Annotated in this window: 16 protein-coding genes; 13 read left to right on the top strand and 3 right to left on the bottom strand. The window is 61.0% G+C overall.

Going from position 1 to position 16209, the window contains the following annotated elements:
* The first annotated feature begins 12 nt into the window (after nt 1–12).
* From CLV84_RS14865 to CLV84_RS14855, 3 genes are all read left to right on the top strand, one after another.
* On the top strand, nt 13–1233 hold the full coding sequence (locus tag CLV84_RS14865) for an amidohydrolase family protein (RefSeq protein WP_170067718.1): 1221 nt from the start codon (nt 13–15) through the stop codon (nt 1231–1233).
* A 136-nt stretch (nt 1234–1369) separates the two neighbouring features.
* Nucleotides 1370–1978 carry a hypothetical protein gene (locus CLV84_RS14860; protein WP_104420566.1) on the top strand — a complete coding sequence of 203 codons (609 nt, stop codon included), beginning with the start codon at nt 1370–1372 and terminating at the stop codon, nt 1976–1978.
* A 50-nt stretch (nt 1979–2028) separates the two neighbouring features.
* On the top strand, nt 2029–2829 hold the full coding sequence (locus tag CLV84_RS14855; RefSeq protein ID WP_104420565.1) for an SDR family oxidoreductase: 801 nt from the start codon (nt 2029–2031) through the stop codon (nt 2827–2829).
* Here CLV84_RS14855 and CLV84_RS14850 read toward each other — a convergent pair.
* On the bottom strand, nt 2802–4034 hold the full coding sequence (locus CLV84_RS14850; protein WP_104420564.1) for an O-antigen ligase family protein: 1233 nt from the start codon (nt 4032–4034) through the stop codon (nt 2802–2804). The genes CLV84_RS14855 and CLV84_RS14850 overlap by 28 nt on opposite strands.
* 62 nt (nt 4035–4096) lie before the next feature.
* Between CLV84_RS14850 and pheS the strand changes: the two genes are divergently transcribed.
* Nucleotides 4097–5149: a phenylalanine--tRNA ligase subunit alpha gene (pheS, locus tag CLV84_RS14845; protein WP_104420563.1), complete on the top strand. Its 1053-nt coding sequence runs from the start codon at nt 4097–4099 to the stop codon at nt 5147–5149.
* Between the two features lie 217 nt (nt 5150–5366).
* Here the strand turns inward: pheS and CLV84_RS14840 are convergent, their stop codons facing one another.
* Nucleotides 5367–6245, bottom strand: coding sequence for a UbiA-like polyprenyltransferase (locus CLV84_RS14840; protein ID WP_104420562.1), 879 nt, complete (start codon nt 6243–6245; stop codon nt 5367–5369).
* 149 nt (nt 6246–6394) lie between these two features.
* Here CLV84_RS14840 and CLV84_RS14835 point away from each other — a divergent pair, with 149 nt between their 5' ends.
* From CLV84_RS14835 to gatB, 9 genes are all read left to right on the top strand, one after another.
* Nucleotides 6395–7699 carry an LVIVD repeat-containing protein gene (locus CLV84_RS14835; RefSeq protein WP_104420561.1) on the top strand — a complete coding sequence of 435 codons (1305 nt, stop codon included), beginning with the start codon at nt 6395–6397 and terminating at the stop codon, nt 7697–7699.
* 25 nt (nt 7700–7724) lie between these two features.
* On the top strand, nt 7725–8528 hold the full coding sequence (locus tag CLV84_RS14830; protein WP_104420560.1) for a hypothetical protein: 804 nt from the start codon (nt 7725–7727) through the stop codon (nt 8526–8528).
* Between the two features lie 4 nt (nt 8529–8532).
* Nucleotides 8533–9087: an RNA polymerase sigma factor gene (locus CLV84_RS14825; protein ID WP_104420559.1), complete on the top strand. Its 555-nt coding sequence runs from the start codon at nt 8533–8535 to the stop codon at nt 9085–9087.
* The gene (locus tag CLV84_RS14820) at nt 9077–10351 is read left to right on the top strand and encodes a hypothetical protein (RefSeq protein WP_104420558.1); all 1275 of its coding nucleotides are present in this window, start codon (nt 9077–9079) and stop codon (nt 10349–10351) included. The genes CLV84_RS14825 and CLV84_RS14820 overlap by 11 nt, the downstream gene beginning before the upstream one ends.
* 41 nt (nt 10352–10392) lie before the next feature.
* Nucleotides 10393–10794: a hypothetical protein gene (locus CLV84_RS14815; RefSeq protein WP_104420557.1), complete on the top strand. Its 402-nt coding sequence runs from the start codon at nt 10393–10395 to the stop codon at nt 10792–10794.
* A complete protein-coding gene (locus CLV84_RS14810) occupies nt 10791–11324 on the top strand; it encodes an acyl-CoA thioesterase (protein WP_104420556.1) in 534 nt (177 codons plus the stop codon). Before CLV84_RS14815 ends, CLV84_RS14810 begins: the two co-directional genes overlap by 4 nt.
* On the top strand, nt 11321–12094 hold the full coding sequence (locus tag CLV84_RS14805; protein ID WP_104420555.1) for an exodeoxyribonuclease III: 774 nt from the start codon (nt 11321–11323) through the stop codon (nt 12092–12094). The genes CLV84_RS14810 and CLV84_RS14805 overlap by 4 nt, the downstream gene beginning before the upstream one ends.
* Before the next feature lie 5 nt (nt 12095–12099).
* A complete protein-coding gene (locus tag CLV84_RS14800; RefSeq protein ID WP_104420554.1) occupies nt 12100–13224 on the top strand; it encodes a cysteine desulfurase family protein in 1125 nt (374 codons plus the stop codon).
* A gap of 267 nt (nt 13225–13491) precedes the next feature.
* Nucleotides 13492–14925: an Asp-tRNA(Asn)/Glu-tRNA(Gln) amidotransferase subunit GatB gene (gene gatB, locus CLV84_RS14795; RefSeq protein WP_104420553.1), complete on the top strand. Its 1434-nt coding sequence runs from the start codon at nt 13492–13494 to the stop codon at nt 14923–14925.
* Nucleotides 14926–14984: 59 nt separating this feature from the next.
* Here gatB and CLV84_RS14790 read toward each other — a convergent pair whose 3' ends face one another.
* A complete protein-coding gene (locus tag CLV84_RS14790) occupies nt 14985–16124 on the bottom strand; it encodes an NAD(P)/FAD-dependent oxidoreductase (protein ID WP_104420552.1) in 1140 nt (379 codons plus the stop codon).
* Nucleotides 16125–16209: the final 85 nt, after the last annotated feature.

Raw genomic sequence — 16209 nt, 5'->3', positions numbered from 1 at the left:
TACCTTTGCTGCATGCCCAGTTATACCGCCGACTACGTTTTTCCCATTTCTTCCGCGCCGATCAGGAACGGCATCATTGTCACCGATGAAAGCGGCCACATCAGGGACGTGATTGATCCGGCCAAAGGCTCCGGTGGTAAGGCTTCCCTGGGTCCGGAAAACACCGCACCTGCGTCCGCGCCCAAAAAGATCGAGGGGGTGTTGGTTCCCGGTTTCGTCAACGCCCACTGCCACCTGGAGCTGAGCCACCTGCAGGGCAAAAGCCAGACGGGAAAGACGCTGCTCCCCTTCCTGGTGGACGTGGTCACGCTGCGGGAGACGGACCCGGAAGTCATCGAGGCCGCGATCCGCGAGCAAGACCGGCTGATGTGGGAAGGCGGCATCCAGGCCGTTGGAGACATCTGCAACAAGCCCGACACGGCGGCGACCAAGCGCAAAAGCCCCATCCGTTACTACAGCTTCGTGGAGATGTTCGACTTCCTCCAGGAGGAGCGGGCCCAGGCCAGCTTCGAGTTGTACCTTCCGGCTTACGAGCAGCAACCGGAGCCGAAAAGCGCCGTGCCCCACGCTCCCTACACGGTCAGTGAGGCTCTTTATCAAAAGATCAACGCGCTGAACACGGACAACGAAACCGTCAGCATCCACAACCAGGAAACGGCGGCGGAAGACGAGCTTTTTCAGACCGGAGCAGGAGAGTTTAGGTCATTTTTCGAAGGCTTCGGCACCAGCCTGGATGGATTTAACGCGCCGGGTACTCCCTCGCTATATCACGCGATCCAGCACATGGACCCGGGTAAGCGGACGCTCTTCGTCCACAATACGCTTACCAGCCCGGAGGCGATCCTGGCTGCCGAGGCCTGGGGCGACCGGGGCGTCTACTGGGTCACCTGCCCCAATGCGAACCTCTACATCGAGAACCGGCTGCCCCGCTACGACCGCTTCCTCGATGCCGGAGTAAAGGTATGCGTCGGCACCGATAGCCTTACCTCCAACTGGCAGCTGAGTATCGTGGAGGAACTGAAGACCATCGCCCGCTTCCAGAGTTACGTTCCCTTCGCTTCCCTGCTGCGCTGGGCCACGCTCAACGGCGCCGAGGCCCTGCAGTTCGACGACGAATTAGGCAGCCTGGAGGTGGGGAAGCGACCAGGACTGGTGGCGCTGACGGGGCTGAGTGGTGCGGATCCCGACTCGTTTACGTTCACCCCTCATTCGGAGGCCAGGCGCGTAGTGTGATGCCGAAAAATCGGACCGGTTTGGGCGCCGAGCGCGGGAGAAAAGCCGGTAAAGGCAACATAGCGAGTAACCGGACGAAGGGCAAACCCGAACGTTTCCGATACAACTCCCCGCTCCGGCCGGGTGTCTTTAGATCATGGTAAAGCTATGGTTACTGCCGATCCTCTTACTGGCCAGCCGGCTGCCGGCCCAGACGCCCATGGCCGCCCAGGAAGCCGAGCCGGTACAGAGCTACGAAAACGAACGCCGCTGGGAGCAAATCGACGATCTGGAAGGGCGCTTCCGCATCCTCACCCCCGGCCCCCTGGAACACAAGGAAGACACCCTGGTCACCGCCGTAGGAGAACAGGTGTTCCATACCTACTTTTTCAAGGTGCCGGACCTGGAGCGGGCGGAAAATCTGATCTACGTACTCAGCTACGTCGACTACCCCGAAGGGGCCCTGAACCAGGATAGCACGGAGCTGGTGGCCGAGCTGCTCTCCTCGACCGAGGAATCCGCCGCCGAAGCCCTGCGGGGGGAAGTCATCTACGCCACGGACCGGGAAGTACGCGGTCACCCGGGAAGGCTGTGGCGCATTGATTATAAGGACGGAGAAGCCAATGCCCGTACCCTCGCCTTCGTCATCGGTCGGCGCTACTACGAACTGAAAACCTTTTCCCTCGCAGGTCGCGGACTGGGGGACGCATCGGACAAATTTTTCCGGAGCTTCGAGTACCTGCCCGGATCCCGATCGCAGCCCTGACCCCACCGAACCGGACCGGTAGCCACACGTTCCACCGCAAAGCGAACAGTATGGATATCAACCTGAAGGGACAGACCGCCATCATCACCGGATCGAGCACCGGCCTCGGAAAAGCTTGCGCCATCGGCCTCGGCCGAGAAGGCATGAACGTGGTAGTGAATTACCACAACAGCGACCAGGAAGCCCACCAAACGGCCGCGGAGATCGAAAAAGTCGGCGGTAAGGCGATCGTGGTGCAGGCTGACGTCAGTAAGGAAGACGACGTAGCCAAACTCTTCGCGGAATGCGATAAGGCGTTCGGCCACCTGGACTTACTGGTCGCCAATGCCGGCTTACAGGCCGATGCGGCCTTTACCGAGATGACCCTAAAGCAGTGGAATACGGTCATCAACGTCGATCTCACCGGCCAGTTCCTTTGTTGCCGGGAAGCGGCGCGCATCTTCCGCAAGCAGGGCGTCCACGAACACGGCAAATCCGCCGGCAAGATCATCTGCATGAGCAGCGTCCACGACGAGATCGCCTGGTCGGGCCACGTGAACTACGCCGCGGCGAAGGGGGGGGTGAAGATGATGATGGAGAGCATGGCCCAGGAACTCGCGGCCGATAAGATCCGCGTCAACAGTATCTCTCCGGGAGCTATCCGCACCGACATCAACAAGAACGCCTGGGAAACTCCCGAGGCAATGGAAGACCTGCTCAAGCTGATCCCCTACGGCCGGATCGGTGAGGGAGACGACGTGGCCAACCTCTGCGCCTTCCTGGCCAGCGACCTCAGCGACTACATCACCGGTGCGACGATCTACATCGACGGTGGCATGATGCTCTACCCCGGTTTCCGGTACGGCGGATAGCCGAAGAGCAGGAGAAAGAAGGTGAACATAGTCACCCCCACCGAGCTCTCCAGGGTATTTTCGACCAGGCAGCTCAGCAGGAAGATCGTCCACACCGCGAGAAATAGCGGGTCGCGCCACCGACCGCCTCCGAACCCGATCGCCAGGAAGCAAGCCAGGGTAATTGCGAAACCGACGATGCCGCCCCCCGCAAGGGCCGTCACGAATTGATTGTGCGGCCGTTTTCCCGGCGTGTCCGGCAACCGCCTGGCGTATTCCCGGTCCATAACTGAGCGCAGATTCCCCGGCCCGACGCCCAGCAGGGGATTTTCTTTCCACACCTCCCACCCGATGCGGATACTGGTCCAACGGCCCTCGTCGGAGTACTCCAGGTCGTCCTGGGCGGGGTCGCGGTGGAGCAATTCGTACCGCATGTAATCCATCTTCGTGGAAAACGACGGCACCAGCAAATAGGCCATGACCGGCAGCACAACCAGCCCCACGACCCCACCAGCCAGCAGCCGGTAGTTGCCTTGCCGCAGCGACCAACCTATGGCCACTATCGTCCAGCCGGCGTAGCCCACGGCCAGACCGGAGCGAACCGCCAATACGTGCAGCCCGAGGAACAACGCGATCCCCAGGCACAGCAACCAGCCCTTGCGGTAGCGGAACCAAGCGTCCAGTCCGGCGGTGGCGGCGATCGCCACGAGGAGACTGAAGCGAATATGATTGCCCCGGGGCACGGGCATGGCCTTGCCCCGGTAAATCATTTCGTTGATCTCCTCGAAGTGGAGGGCGTAATTCAGCAGCACGCCAACGAGTACCACGGTGACGAAGCCGATCAGTAGGCTGCGGGCTTCCCACTGTCGGGTGTAGTGATCACCGTACCAGAAAGGAATCCCGGCCCAGGCGATCGGCAAGATCAGGAGGGGCAGTTTGACCCGCAATCGCTCGAGATAATAGGTCCAGTCGAAGGTCTGGGGCGCCAGGAAGATGAGGTATAGGTAGAGTCCGGTCAATCCCCAGAACAGCGAGCCCCGCAGGAAAGCCGGAAAATATTCCCGCCAGGTGGAGTTGCGGCCCCGGTCCAGGCCGAGCACGGCCACCACGGCCGTCACGATGATGCTAATGGAGAGCAGCACAGGAGATAGCACCATGCCCACTACCATCCCAGGTACGCTCAGGGCAAGTAACCACCAGCGGATATTGGCTTCTAACGGACGCATAGCGGGCAAGATACCCAGGGTCGGCGCTTCGTGGCTATCTTCGCGCCAAAGCAAGCGAGATCATGGACGTATTCGAACGCGTAGCCCAACTGATCGAGGAGATCGACGCCGTAACGGCTAGTACGCCGGAACAAGTGGAGGCGTTTCGCATCCGCTACCTCGGCAGCAAGAACATCCTCAGGCCCCTCATGGGCGAAATGCGGACCATCCCGAACGAGCGGAAGCCCGACTTCGGCCAGTTGGTGAACCGGGCCAAGCAACACGCCCAGGATAAGTTTGACGGGTTACAGGCAGCGCTCGCTAGCCAGGAATCCGCCACGGCCGGCAGCGAGCTGGATCTCACCGCTCCCGCCGAACCGATGCCCCTCGGCAGCCGTCACCCCATCGCGCTGACCATGCGGCGCATCGTGTCGATCTTCGAGCGCATCGGCTTTGCCGTAGCCGAAGGCCCCGAAATCGAGGACGATTGGCACAACTTCTCGGCCATGAACACGCCCGAAGACCATCCGGCCCGCGATATGCAGGATACCTTTTACACGGGAGCGGATATGCCCGCCGGTCCGAACAACTCAGCCATGCTACTCCGTACCCACACCAGCTCCGTACAGGCCCGGACCATGGAAGCGCAACAACCGCCCATCCGTATCATCGCCCCGGGTCGGGTGTACCGGAACGAGACGATCAGCGCGCGCAGCCACGCTCAGTTTCACCAGGTGGAAGGATTGTACATCGCCGAGCGGGTCAGCTTTGCCGATATGAAGGCTACCCTGCTGCACTTCGCGCGGGAGATGTACGGTGAAAAAACCAAGATCCGCCTGCGGCCCAGCTACTTTCCCTTCACCGAACCCAGTGCGGAGATGGACATCTGGTGGGGCCTGGAAACCGAGCACGATCACCGCATCACCAAGGGTACCGGCTGGCTGGAGATCCTGGGTTGCGGCATGGTCGATCCCGCCGTGCTCGAAAACTGCGGTATCGACCCCGAAAGATATACCGGTTACGCCTTCGGCATGGGGATCGAACGCCAGGCGATGCTACTCTATAACATTACCGATATCCGGCTGATGTTTGAGAATGACGTGCGCTTCTTGCGGCAGTTTGCTAGCGTCGTGTAGCGGCGACTTTAGTCGCCTGGCTGCTGGCGTGGTGTAGCGGCGACTTTAGTCGCCTAGCTGCTGGTTCGTTTAGCATTTCCTGCAGCACTGGCAGCATGACGGCTAAAGCCGTCGCTACGAATACGTGGCAGCGTTCGTAGCGGCGACTTCAGTCGCCTGGCTGCTGGTTCGTATTGCGTATCTGGAAGTACTGGCAGCATGACGGCTGAAGCCGTCGCTACACAAACATATCCAAAATCACCAGCGTCCCGAAGATCAGGCTCGCCAGTCCGTTGGTTGTGAAGAAGGCCAGGTTAATACGGCTCAGATCGGTCGGCGTAACGATCGTATGCTGGTAGAGCAGCATGGACAAAAATATTCCCCCCGCTACGACGGTCAGGGTTCCGAAATCGGGGTAGACGGTGGATTGTAAACCGAGGGCAAGGGCCAGAACCAACCCACAAGTGAGGTGCAGCAACCGCCCCAGCAGTAAAGCCCGGCGAGCCCCTAAGCGCACCGGAATAGAATACAACTCCTCTTCGCGGTCGAAAGACTCGTCCTGCAGCGCGTAGATGATGTCGAAACCGGATACCCACAGTAACACCACCACCCCGTAAAGTACCGGGAGCAGCGCCCAATGGGCGGTCACCGCCAGGTAAGCGCCTACCGGTGCCAGTGCCAATCCCAGTCCGAGAACGAAGTGGCAAAGGAAGGTGAAGCGTTTGGTGTAGCTATACCCGAGGATCACCAGCAGAGCGACCGGAGAAAGCGCCAAGCAGAGCGGGTTCAAAAAACCGGCCGTAACCACGAAAAGGCCGGCGTTGACCAGCACGAACACCAGCGCCGCGCGGGCTGAGATGGTGCCGGCGGGAATCTCCCGGACCGCCGTACGGACGTTCTTCCGGTCGATATCGCGGTCGAGCCAGCGGTTAAATCCCATGGCCGCCGACCGGGCGAATATCATACACCCGATCACCAGCAACAGCTTGCTCGGGGGGAAAGTGCCGTGATCCATCACCCCAAGAAAGAACCCCAACAACGCGAATGGCAGGGCAAATACGGTATGGGAGAACTTGACGAGCGACAGAAAATCGCCGACCCTGCGCAGGGAGGACATGGTGAGCTGGATAATTGAACTACAAAGGTAATCGGTACCGCAATGGCGGGGGCGTCGGGTCGGAGATCCCCGCCCCTCGCAATTAATTACTACCAACGTCCAACGACGGGCGCTCGGTTTTACGTCTTCGGTATAAAATACCCTGCGCGATGTACAAGATCTTACCCCTGCTTATCCTGAGCGCGGTCCTGACGGGCTGCCTGGAAGACGAGTGCAACGAAACCCTCACCTATACGGCCTGGCACCCGGTAGTAATCAGCGCCCAGGAATGGCGCACCGATGAATTTTCCCTGACCTCCCCGGACCAGGTCTGCGATCCGAGCGGATTTTACGTCTACGGCGACATCCTTTTCGTGCTCGACCGCAGCAAAGGATTGCACATCATCGATAACGCCGACAACGCCAATCCCCGGCCGCTCCACTTTCTCCACATTCCCGGTGGGGAGGGCATCTCGGTGCGCAATGACATGCTCTACGTCAATCAGTATGTCGACCTGCTTGCCTTCGATATCTCCGACCCCACGGAACCCGTTTTTCTGAGCCGCACGGAGAATGTATTCGATGCCCAATCCAATTTCGCGACCGGGGTAATGGGCAACGGGGACGTGACCGTCGACTGGATCGAAGGCACCGAAACCTTTCAGTCCGACTGCAACGACCCCTTCAGCGGTCAGGGCTGGCGTTGGCGGGATCAAACGCTCTTCATCAGTAGTTCCATGGATTTTGCCGCGGCGGTCAATTCCTTTTCCAACACCGCCGGCACCCCCAGCGGAGGCGAGCAGCTCGGCGTAGGCGGAAGCCTGGCCCGCTTCACCATCAATAAAGGCACCCTTTACGCCGTCGACAACAGCAGCCTGCGGGTATTCTCCCTCTCCGATCCCAAACAACCGGAGTTCATCGGGATCAACCGGATGAACTGGGGCATCGAAACCATCTTCCCCTACCGGGATCAACTCTACATCGGCGCCAACGACGGTATGTACATCTACGGTATCGAGGATCCGCTCGCACCGGAGCTGTTCGCTACGGTGCAGCACGTCCGCAGCTGCGATCCGGTGGTCGTCCAGAACGACATGGCCTACGTGACCATGTGGGGCGGTTCCGATTGCGGCAACGTGCAGGATCAACTCATGGTGGTCGACGTGAAAAACCCCCGATCGCCGAAAACGCTGCAGATGCTACCGATGTCCAACAGCCACGGTCTCGGAGTGGATGGGGACAAACTTTTCCTCTGTTCCGGACCGGAAGGACTCAAGGTACTCGAGCTGTTGAGCGACGGTACGGTGGGCGCCGAGCTGCACGCTACCCGGGATTTCCCCGCAAAGGACGTTATTGTCTTGCCCGGCCAGCGGGAGCTGATCGTGCTGGGGTGGGAAACCGCGGGCATTAAGCAATTCGACTACGACGGTTCCGGTCTGCCCACCGCGGTCGGTGAGATCGCGATTTGTGACTAACTTTCTCAGCCTACCTTTCCCCTCGATGCGCCTCTCGCTGCTTATTTACGGTCTTCTTCTTGCCTGCTACTGTCCGGCCCAATCGCGGTCGGATACCGGGCTGGCCGATATCGTGGAGGTCCGGGGAGAACCGGACCTCATCGGCACCCTGATCGGCTACCGGTACGGGGAAAGCGTCACGATCGTTGTCCGAAACGGCGAGGTGGTGACCATACCCTGGGACCGGGTAGGCCGGGTCACCTTCCGTCAGGAAAACACCTCCGAGCCGATCGATACGGAAAACTGGTTCACCCGGGATACGCTGGAAGTACTGCCCGGACGGCGGTGGCGGCACCAGTTGCTGGTCACTACCGGTTTAGGGAATGAGTCCTTCGGTGATGGATTCGGAAGTTTTGGGTCGGTCGGCCTGATCGGACCCGGCGTACACTACCACCTGCTCTATTCCCGGGGCAGGTTGGCCGTGGGGCCCGGAGCCGGATTCGAAGTGATGAACGTGCGGCGGGGCGAGCGCCTGGCTTCCGCCACCGCGCTGGCGGAGTACCACCTGGGCCGGGGAAGGATACGACCCTTCGGCCGGCTCCTGGCCGGGGCCAACCTACCGGTGGGAAGCGATAGCACCCCGATGAGCGGCCGATCGGTCGGCCGTACGGTACACCCCTCCTTCGGATTGCTGCTGGCGCCACCCCGCGGCCGTTGGATGCAGCTGAGTATCGATATCGGCTACCGCTTTTCCGATGTGCGCTTCACGGGCCTGACCGCGAACTTGGAAGAACTCGAGCGGGATATCGGCTACCAACGATTCACCTTCGGCCTAGCGGCCAGATTTTAGCGCTTTGCCAGATTACACGAACGAACGGGAATTGGTCGAGGCATGTCTCCAAAACGACCGCCGGGCCCACGAGGCCTTCTACCGGAGGTTTGGGCCACCGGCCCTGAGCGTCTGTCGCCGGTACGCGCCGGGACGGGAAGAAGCCATCGAGCTCCTGAACGGGGGGATGATGAAAGTTTTCGAGAAACTGGACCAGTTCCGGTGGGAAGGAAGCCTCGAAGGCTGGGTCAAACGGCTGGTATTCAACGCCACCATCGATCACTTCCGGCGCCACCGGCGCAAACCCACCCTGGAGATCGCCCACTGGGACCAACCCACCGAGGATACCGTTACCCACCGGCTGTACGCCGAGGACCTCCGCAACCTTATCGATCTGCTGCCCGAAACCAGCAAGGAGGTCTTCTGGCTCTTCGCCGTCGAAGGCTACAGCCACGCGGAAATTGCCACCAAACTCCACTTCAGCGAGGGCAATAGCCGCTGGCACCTGAACAAGGCCCGCCAGATGCTGCGCGAACGCCTGAACCAAGAACCCCACAAATTCAACCGCTATGCCGGATAATAAAACAGACTGGACGCCGGACGAAGCCTTCTGGAACGAAGCATGGGCGGATATGGAGGATCGCCTGGGCCGCAAACGGCGGCGGCGGCTCGTGCTGTTTCCGTGGCTACTAGGGCTCGCGCTGCTATTGGGCGGCGGAGCGCTGGTGCTACGCAACTGGAACGGCCCGGACCCCTCCTCCCAAGCCACCGGCCAACTTCCCCTGCCCTCCGACCCGGCACCGGCGACCGAGCACCCGCCCGTGGCGGCCAAAGCACCCGCGAGCTACTCCGGGGAAGCAAGCGCGGAAACCGTGAGACGGCGTCCGGATCCCGTGACACGGAATGATTATCCCCGAGAATCCCCGGTCCGCCCCTCGGCTTCCACCGCCCCGGAGCGACTAACCGGGAAAGCGGTAAGGGAATCACTTCTCCCTCCTGATGCCCCCACTGCTCCCGCGCCCCGTTCGCCCGAATCCTTTGCCTCGGAAGCAACTCCGACGGTTTCCGTCGCGCTGGTTCCGTTGGCAGACTTTGAATTGGGAAGTCCCGCCCCGGAACTTCCGGACATTAACCTTGCCAATGAAAAAGCCCCGCCCCTAACGCCCGCGCAACCCGGTGGCCGGTACGCCCTGGCCGTCGGCACCACCGGCTATGTAGGCAGTTTCCTACCCGGCGGTTACCTGCAGTTCGGTCGGCGATTTGGGAAGGGAGCATGGTTTTTCCCGGTAGCGATGCGGTATGATTACGGCCGGCGGACGCTTTCGGTGGGCGAGGATCGCGACCTGGCGGAAGCCCTAAACCTCGTTACGGCCGACGTCGATCCGCAGTTGTCCTGGGCCCTGCAATCCAGTTTGGGGGAAAACAATCGGAACGTAGTAGTGACCCATTCGGTGGAGCTGCGTGGCGGCATTGGCCGGCGGTTCGGATCGCGGTTTACCCTGTCGGCGGGCGGGGCTATCGCCTACCTGCTGGGGGGCAACGGTCCCCGCATCACCAACCTCGGCAACGGCAATTACTACGCCCTGCGGGTGGATGCGGCCCGATTTGGGTTTTCGAACTTCTCCTCGGCCAGCCCTACGTACGGGAACACGGCCGGAGGATCTACCCTAAGTGACGACATCAACAAATTATCGGCAAATGCCTGGCTATCGGTCGATTACCACCTTGTATCGAAGTTTAGCTTACGACTGGGCTTCACGCAGCAGTTGACCCCCCTGTACGCCACGGATGCCCTCCGATTAGAGGCAAGCCGACTGGATGTCGGCGCACTCTACCGCTTTTAGGCTTAGGAGTCGTACCTTCGCGGCCCAATTGCGTATCGCCTATGAAAAAAGACATCGCAACGCCCGAAGTAACCGACGTGAGCGTGGCCGTAGTGCCCCGGATGGACGCCGGAGAGGAGCTGTGGGATATCTACCTGATCAATGCGGGAGATCAGCCACTGGAGAACGTACTCGTGACGAGCCAGGGCTACGGAAGCATCGACGGCGTGGACAAGACGACCACCGTCCTGCGGCATTTCCACCAGTCGCTTCCGCCACGGGAAGCCATCCGGATCGAGCCGATCCAACCCAGCCTCTTCGGTATAAATAACGAATACTGGGTCAGCTTCAACAACGGCGAGCACATGCTCGACAAGCGTTACCTCTTCAAGGCGGGAACCATTCGCCAAGAAGCGCTGCGCACCCTCCCCATCCTCGATCGCCCGGGAGTGATCATGTCATGAGCGATCGGCCGGCTCCGAAGCGCGTAGCGGAGAGTTTCACGACCATGTCGGAGCTCGTCATGCCCAACGACACCAACCCACAGGATAACCTCATGGGAGGAAATATGCTGCGTTGGATGGACATCTGCTGCGCCATCTGCGCCGGTAAGCACTGCGCTCGGCCCGTCGTCACGGCCAGCGTGGACAATGTCGCCTTCAACAGCGCCATTCGCAACGGGGAGGTGATTACCCTGGAAGCCTGCGTGACCCGGGCGTTCAACACCAGCATCGAGGTCTACGTGGAAGTGTTCGCCGCCACCATGCAGGGCACCCACCCTCGCCGCACCCACCACGCCTACTTTACCTTTGTGGCCCTGGACAAGGACAACGGCTCGCCGGTATTGGTACCCCAGCTGATCCCCCTCACCGAAACGGAGGAACAGCGGTACGAAGCCGCCCTGCGCCGCCGGGAACTCCGGCTGGTGCTAGCCGGACGGCTGAAACCCGCCGATGCCGCTCACCTCCAGGAACTGTTCAATAGCAAACCATGAAAATCGTTACCTACAACGTCAACGGAATCCGCGCCGCCCTCCGCAAGGGGCTGGCGGAATGGGCCGCGGAGCAGGACATCGATGTCCTCTGTCTGCAGGAAACAAAAGCAGCACCGGACCAAGTGGACACGGAGGAGCTGATCCAGGCAGGGTACGGCCACGCGGCCTGGCACAGCGCGACCAGCAAGAAGGGCTATTCGGGCGTGCTTACCTTGAGCAAACAGGAACCCAACGCGGTAGTGGAAGGATGCGCGCTCGACGTGTACGATTGCGAGGGACGGGTGATCCGGACCGACCACGGCGACCTCACCATCCTGAACTGTTACTTCCCCAACGGAGGACAAGGTGAACACCGTCAGGCGTATAAGTACCGCTTCCTGGATGATTTTTTGGCCTTCGTCAAGGAATTGCAGCTTACCCGACCGAACCTACTCGTGGTCGGGGATTACAACATTGCGCACCAGGAGATCGATCTCCACGACCCGAAACGCAACGAAAAGACCACCGGCTTCCTGCCCGAGGAGCGGGCCTGGATGACGAAGTGGTTTCGGGAAACGGGCTTCGTGGATGCCTTCCGCCACCTGCACCCCGAGAAGGTGGAATACAGCTGGTGGAGCTACCGGGCCAACGCCAGGGGCAACAACAAAGGGTGGCGTATCGATTACCACAGCTATCCGGCTCAACTGTCCGACCGCATTCTTCGGGTAGAGCACCTCAGCGATGTCTTGCATTCCGATCACTGCCCGATTCTGATCGAGCTGCAGCCCTAGTACCGATGGAACGAATTTTTCTGGATAACGCGGCGACCACTCCCCTCGACCCCGAGGTGCTGGAAGCCATGACGCAGGTCATGCGTAACGACTTTGGCAACCCATCCAGCATCCACGCCGAGGGCCGAAAGGCGCGTAACCTCATCGAGGGGGCTCGCAAGACGGTCGCTAACGTTTTAAACTGCAGCATCGGGGAGATCTTCTTCACCTCCGGCGGAACGGAGGCCAATAACATGGCACTGAAGAATGCGGTGCGGGACCTGGGCGTCCGCCGCATCATTTCGTCCCCGCTAGAGCACCACTGCGTACTGCACAGCCTCGATGCCATCCGGGCCACCGGTGCAGCCCGGGTGGAGATGGTCCGGATCGACGAAGTGGGACACGTGGATCTGGCCGACTTACGCCGCCTATTGGAGCAAAGCGACGAAAAGACCCTGGTCAGCCTGATGCACGCCAACAACGAGATCGGCAACCTGCTCCCACTCCAGGAGGTGGCCGACCTGTGTACGGAGACCGGTGCGTACTTCCACTGCGACACCGTGCAAACCATGGGCTACTACCCTATCGACCTGGAGCGTACCCGGGTGAGCTTCCTGTCGGGTTCCGCCCACAAATTCTACGGACCGAAGGGGATCGGTTTCATCTACATCAACAACGACAACCACATCAAGCCCTACCTGGACGGCGGCGCGCAGGAGCGCAACATGCGCGGGGGAACCGAAAACCTCTACGGCATCGTGGGCCTGGCCCGTGCCCTGGATAAAGCCGTACGGGAGCGGGAAGAGCGGCAGCGCCGCATGGAAGACGTACGCGAATACCTGATCGAACGCTTGCGGGCCACCTACCCTGGCGTCAACTTTAACGGTGACCCCGAACACGGGCACTACAAGGTATTGTCGGTCAGCTTTCCGGAATCCCCAAAGGGCGATCTGCTGTTGATGAATCTGGACATGGCCGGTATTTCCGCCAGTGGTGGTTCCGCCTGTTCGAGCGGCATCGACGTGGGTAGCCACGTGGTCGGGCACCTGCATCCCGATTCGAAGCGGCACACGATCCGCTTTAGCTTCAGCCACCACAACACCCGCGAACAGGTGGATTACGTGGTGGAGCGGCTGGGGGGGATGCTGTAATCGTTTCCCGGTCGGACCGAATCTCGTCGGACGAACCTTCGTCGGACCATTCTTCGTCGGACGAACCTTCGTCGGACCATTCCTCGTCGGACCATTCCTCGTCGGACGAACCTTCGTCGGACCATTCCTCGTCGGACCGGATCTCGTCGGACGAACCTTCGTCGGACCACTTTCGGTCGGACCATTCCTCGTCGGACCAACCCTCGCCGCATTTGAGGCGATTCAGCAGTGCCCCAGTCTCTTGGCGACTACCGTATCTTTCCCCCCATGACCAGCAGCTACGAAACCGTAATTGGCCTCGAGACCCACGTCCAGCTATCCACCGAATCCAAGGCCTTCTGCGCCGATCGCAACGCCTTCGGGGCGGAACCCAACCGACACGTCAGCGAGATCAGCCTCGGCTACCCCGGCACCCTCCCCCGACTGAACGAGAAACAGGTGGAGTTTGCCGTCAAGCTCGGGTTGGCACTAGGATCCCGCATCAACCGGCGCAGCACCTTCGACCGGAAGAATTATTTCTACGCCGACCTGCCCAAGGGCTACCAAATCACCCAGGACGAGCAACCCATCTGCATCGGTGGCGAGCTGCCCCTGCGCATAGCCGGGGTGGCGCGCTCGGTCCGTATCCACCACATTCATATGGAAGAGGATGCCGGGAAGTCCGTCCACGCCGAAGGAGCACCCTACAGCCAGGTCGATCTCAATCGGGCCGGCACTCCCCTGTTGGAAATTGTCACCGAACCCGACCTGCGTTCCGCCGAGGAGGTCGACGCCTTCATGAGCGGCATGCGCCAACTCGTGCGCTGGCTCGGCATCAGTGACGGCAACATGGAGGAAGGCAGTCTGCGCTGCGATGTCAACGTGAGTGTGCGACCGGAGCAAGCCACCGAATTCGGTACCCGCTGCGAGATAAAGAACATGAACTCGATGCGGTTCGCCCGCCGGGCCATCGCCTTCGAGTCACAGCGGCAGATCGAACTGCTGGAGAAAGGCGAATCGGTGGTGCAGCAAACCCGCCAGTTCGATGCCCAGTCCGGCACCACCTCCCCGCTACGCGATAAGGAGAATGCCCACGATTATCGCTATTTCCCCGACCCCGATCTTCCTCCCGTGGTACTCACCGAAGCCTACGTGACCGAACTGGCGGACCAGCTCGGCACCCTCCCCTGGGAAGCATTCGATGCGCTGGCAGGTATGGGCCTCGACGCCGACGATGCCGCCATCCTGAGCGAGGACCGGGATCGCTACGTCCAGTTCCTCCCCTTCGCCGAAGCATCGGCGGCGGTGACCGAACTGGCCAAACTCTGGGTGAACCGCGTATTGCCCCACCTGAACGCCGGTCACGAACTGGAAGTGACGCCCGCCCAACTCGTGGCCCTTCAGCAACTGATCCGCGACGGGGAGGTCAGCGCCGCCAACGCCGCCGGTCGCTTGCTGCCCGACCTACTGGAACGCCCCGGCGATCCACGCGAACGGGCGGAATCTCTCGGCCTGATCCAGAATACCGACGCCGACTACCTAGGTAAGCTCGCCCGGGAAGTGATCGCGGCAAATCCCGGAAAAGTGACCGCCTACCGAAAGGGTAAAAAGGGGCTCATCGGCTTTTTCATGGGCGAGGTAATGAAGCGGAGCGAAGGCAGCGCCGAACCCAAGGAGACCCAGGCGATGCTGCGTAACTTGCTGGAAGGGAATAACTCGTAACGATACGTATCGCACCCCTAACTGCTACCAGTTCCTAAATGAGAAATCGAGAAGACAGATCATAAATACGGACGAATCAGCCTATTGACCCCACCCACCTGCAGCAGTCTTGCCCCCCAATCCACCAGAAAAGGAAAGCGCGAATGGACAGCGAGCACCCACGAGCGTCGGTGCAGGTCCCGTCCCACCGCCTTTCGGAGCGCCGTGGTATACGTACTGGTCATAGTGGCGGAACAATCACGCGCACCCAAACAGCGTACGGCTGCGTTCGCGGCAAGCGTTCCACTCAGTATGGCCTGACCGATACCGTCTCCGGTGAGCGGATCGACGAGGGAGGCGGCGTCCCCGGCCAGCAGGTACCGCTCGCCCGCCACGCTTACCCGGCGTGACCCGAAGGGTAATCCGAATCCTCGAACGGTGTCCAGTGGCGTAGCACCGGCAAAGCGACCCCGTAGCTCGGGCGAAGCCTGTATGAATTCGGCTATACTCGATCGGAGTTGAATGCCGCTCCGCTTGATCGCGCCCGAGTGCATCCCAAAACCAACGTTGCAGTGCCCGTCGGCCAGGGGAAATACCCAGAAGTACCCAGGCATAAATGCCGGCAGGGTATGGATCTCGAGGCGATCGGGTTCCATACCCTGCACCGCCCGATAATACTGCCGTACCGCGCCCCCGTGGTGGTTCAGATCGAGGCGGTTACCGGCCAGTTGTTTGCCCACCGCCGAATGGGCGCCGTCGGCCCCGATCACGAGTTTGGCGCGTACCGCCCCGTTTCCTTGCGACTCAACAACCACGCCGTCCGGGATATACTCCAAGGTGGTGACCCGGCTGCCCAGGCATAGGGTGGTCGCGGTGTATTGGCGCACGAGACCGAGGAGGTAGTTGTCGAAGTCCGTTCGCCGGCAAGTGTATGCCCGGGTTTCCCAGTGAAGTTCTACCGGGCGGTGGCCGTTGAGGTGCAGGCGGGTACGGCGGCTGCGTTCCGCCGTTGGGAGTGCCGCCAGTCCGGTACCGAAGTCGGGACGGATGGCGCCAAGGGCTTTCACCGCCGGGCCGGGAATGGCATCGCCACACACTTTGTCGCGGGGAAAATGATCCCGGTCCAGCAACAGGACTTTCGTTCCCGACTTGCCCAGCTCCAGCGCTGCGGCGCAACCTGCGGGTCCGGCCCCTACGATTACCACGTCAAAGCTTTTCATGACGGGTAAAGGTAAGCCACCCGGCCGCCGCCGATGGAAAGGCGGGCGCCCCGCGCGGCGTCGCGGAAAACCCTACCGTTTCCGT

The organism is Neolewinella xylanilytica (assembly GCF_002934605.1).
In the GTDB taxonomy this organism is placed as follows: Bacteria; Bacteroidota; Bacteroidia; order Chitinophagales; family Saprospiraceae; genus Neolewinella; species Neolewinella xylanilytica.
This window is presented reverse-complemented; position numbering and strand designations above follow the sequence as displayed.

What these genes read in the sequence shown, in the direction of transcription:
- CLV84_RS14840 (WP_104420562.1), bottom strand. Translation starts at nt 6,245, where the DNA reads ATGTCCTCCCTGCGCAGGGTCGGCGATTTTCTGTCGCTCGTCAAGTTC.
- CLV84_RS14850 (WP_104420564.1), bottom strand. Translation starts at nt 4,034, where the DNA reads ATGCGTCCGTTAGAAGCCAATATCCGCTGGTGGTTACTTGCCCTGAGC.
- gatB (WP_104420553.1), top strand. Translation starts at nt 13,492, where the DNA reads ATGACCAGCAGCTACGAAACCGTAATTGGCCTCGAGACCCACGTCCAG.
- CLV84_RS14865 (WP_170067718.1), top strand. Translation starts at nt 13, where the DNA reads ATGCCCAGTTATACCGCCGACTACGTTTTTCCCATTTCTTCCGCGCCG.
- CLV84_RS14790 (WP_104420552.1), bottom strand. Translation starts at nt 16,124, where the DNA reads ATGAAAAGCTTTGACGTGGTAATCGTAGGGGCCGGACCCGCAGGTTGC.
- CLV84_RS14835 (WP_104420561.1), top strand. Translation starts at nt 6,395, where the DNA reads ATGTACAAGATCTTACCCCTGCTTATCCTGAGCGCGGTCCTGACGGGC.
- CLV84_RS14855 (WP_104420565.1), top strand. Translation starts at nt 2,029, where the DNA reads ATGGATATCAACCTGAAGGGACAGACCGCCATCATCACCGGATCGAGC.
- CLV84_RS14810 (WP_104420556.1), top strand. Translation starts at nt 10,791, where the DNA reads ATGAGCGATCGGCCGGCTCCGAAGCGCGTAGCGGAGAGTTTCACGACC.
- CLV84_RS14830 (WP_104420560.1), top strand. Translation starts at nt 7,725, where the DNA reads ATGCGCCTCTCGCTGCTTATTTACGGTCTTCTTCTTGCCTGCTACTGT.
- CLV84_RS14820 (WP_104420558.1), top strand. Translation starts at nt 9,077, where the DNA reads ATGCCGGATAATAAAACAGACTGGACGCCGGACGAAGCCTTCTGGAAC.
- CLV84_RS14805 (WP_104420555.1), top strand. Translation starts at nt 11,321, where the DNA reads ATGAAAATCGTTACCTACAACGTCAACGGAATCCGCGCCGCCCTCCGC.
- CLV84_RS14860 (WP_104420566.1), top strand. Translation starts at nt 1,370, where the DNA reads ATGGTAAAGCTATGGTTACTGCCGATCCTCTTACTGGCCAGCCGGCTG.
- CLV84_RS14800 (WP_104420554.1), top strand. Translation starts at nt 12,100, where the DNA reads ATGGAACGAATTTTTCTGGATAACGCGGCGACCACTCCCCTCGACCCC.
- pheS (WP_104420563.1), top strand. Translation starts at nt 4,097, where the DNA reads ATGGACGTATTCGAACGCGTAGCCCAACTGATCGAGGAGATCGACGCC.
- CLV84_RS14815 (WP_104420557.1), top strand. Translation starts at nt 10,393, where the DNA reads ATGAAAAAAGACATCGCAACGCCCGAAGTAACCGACGTGAGCGTGGCC.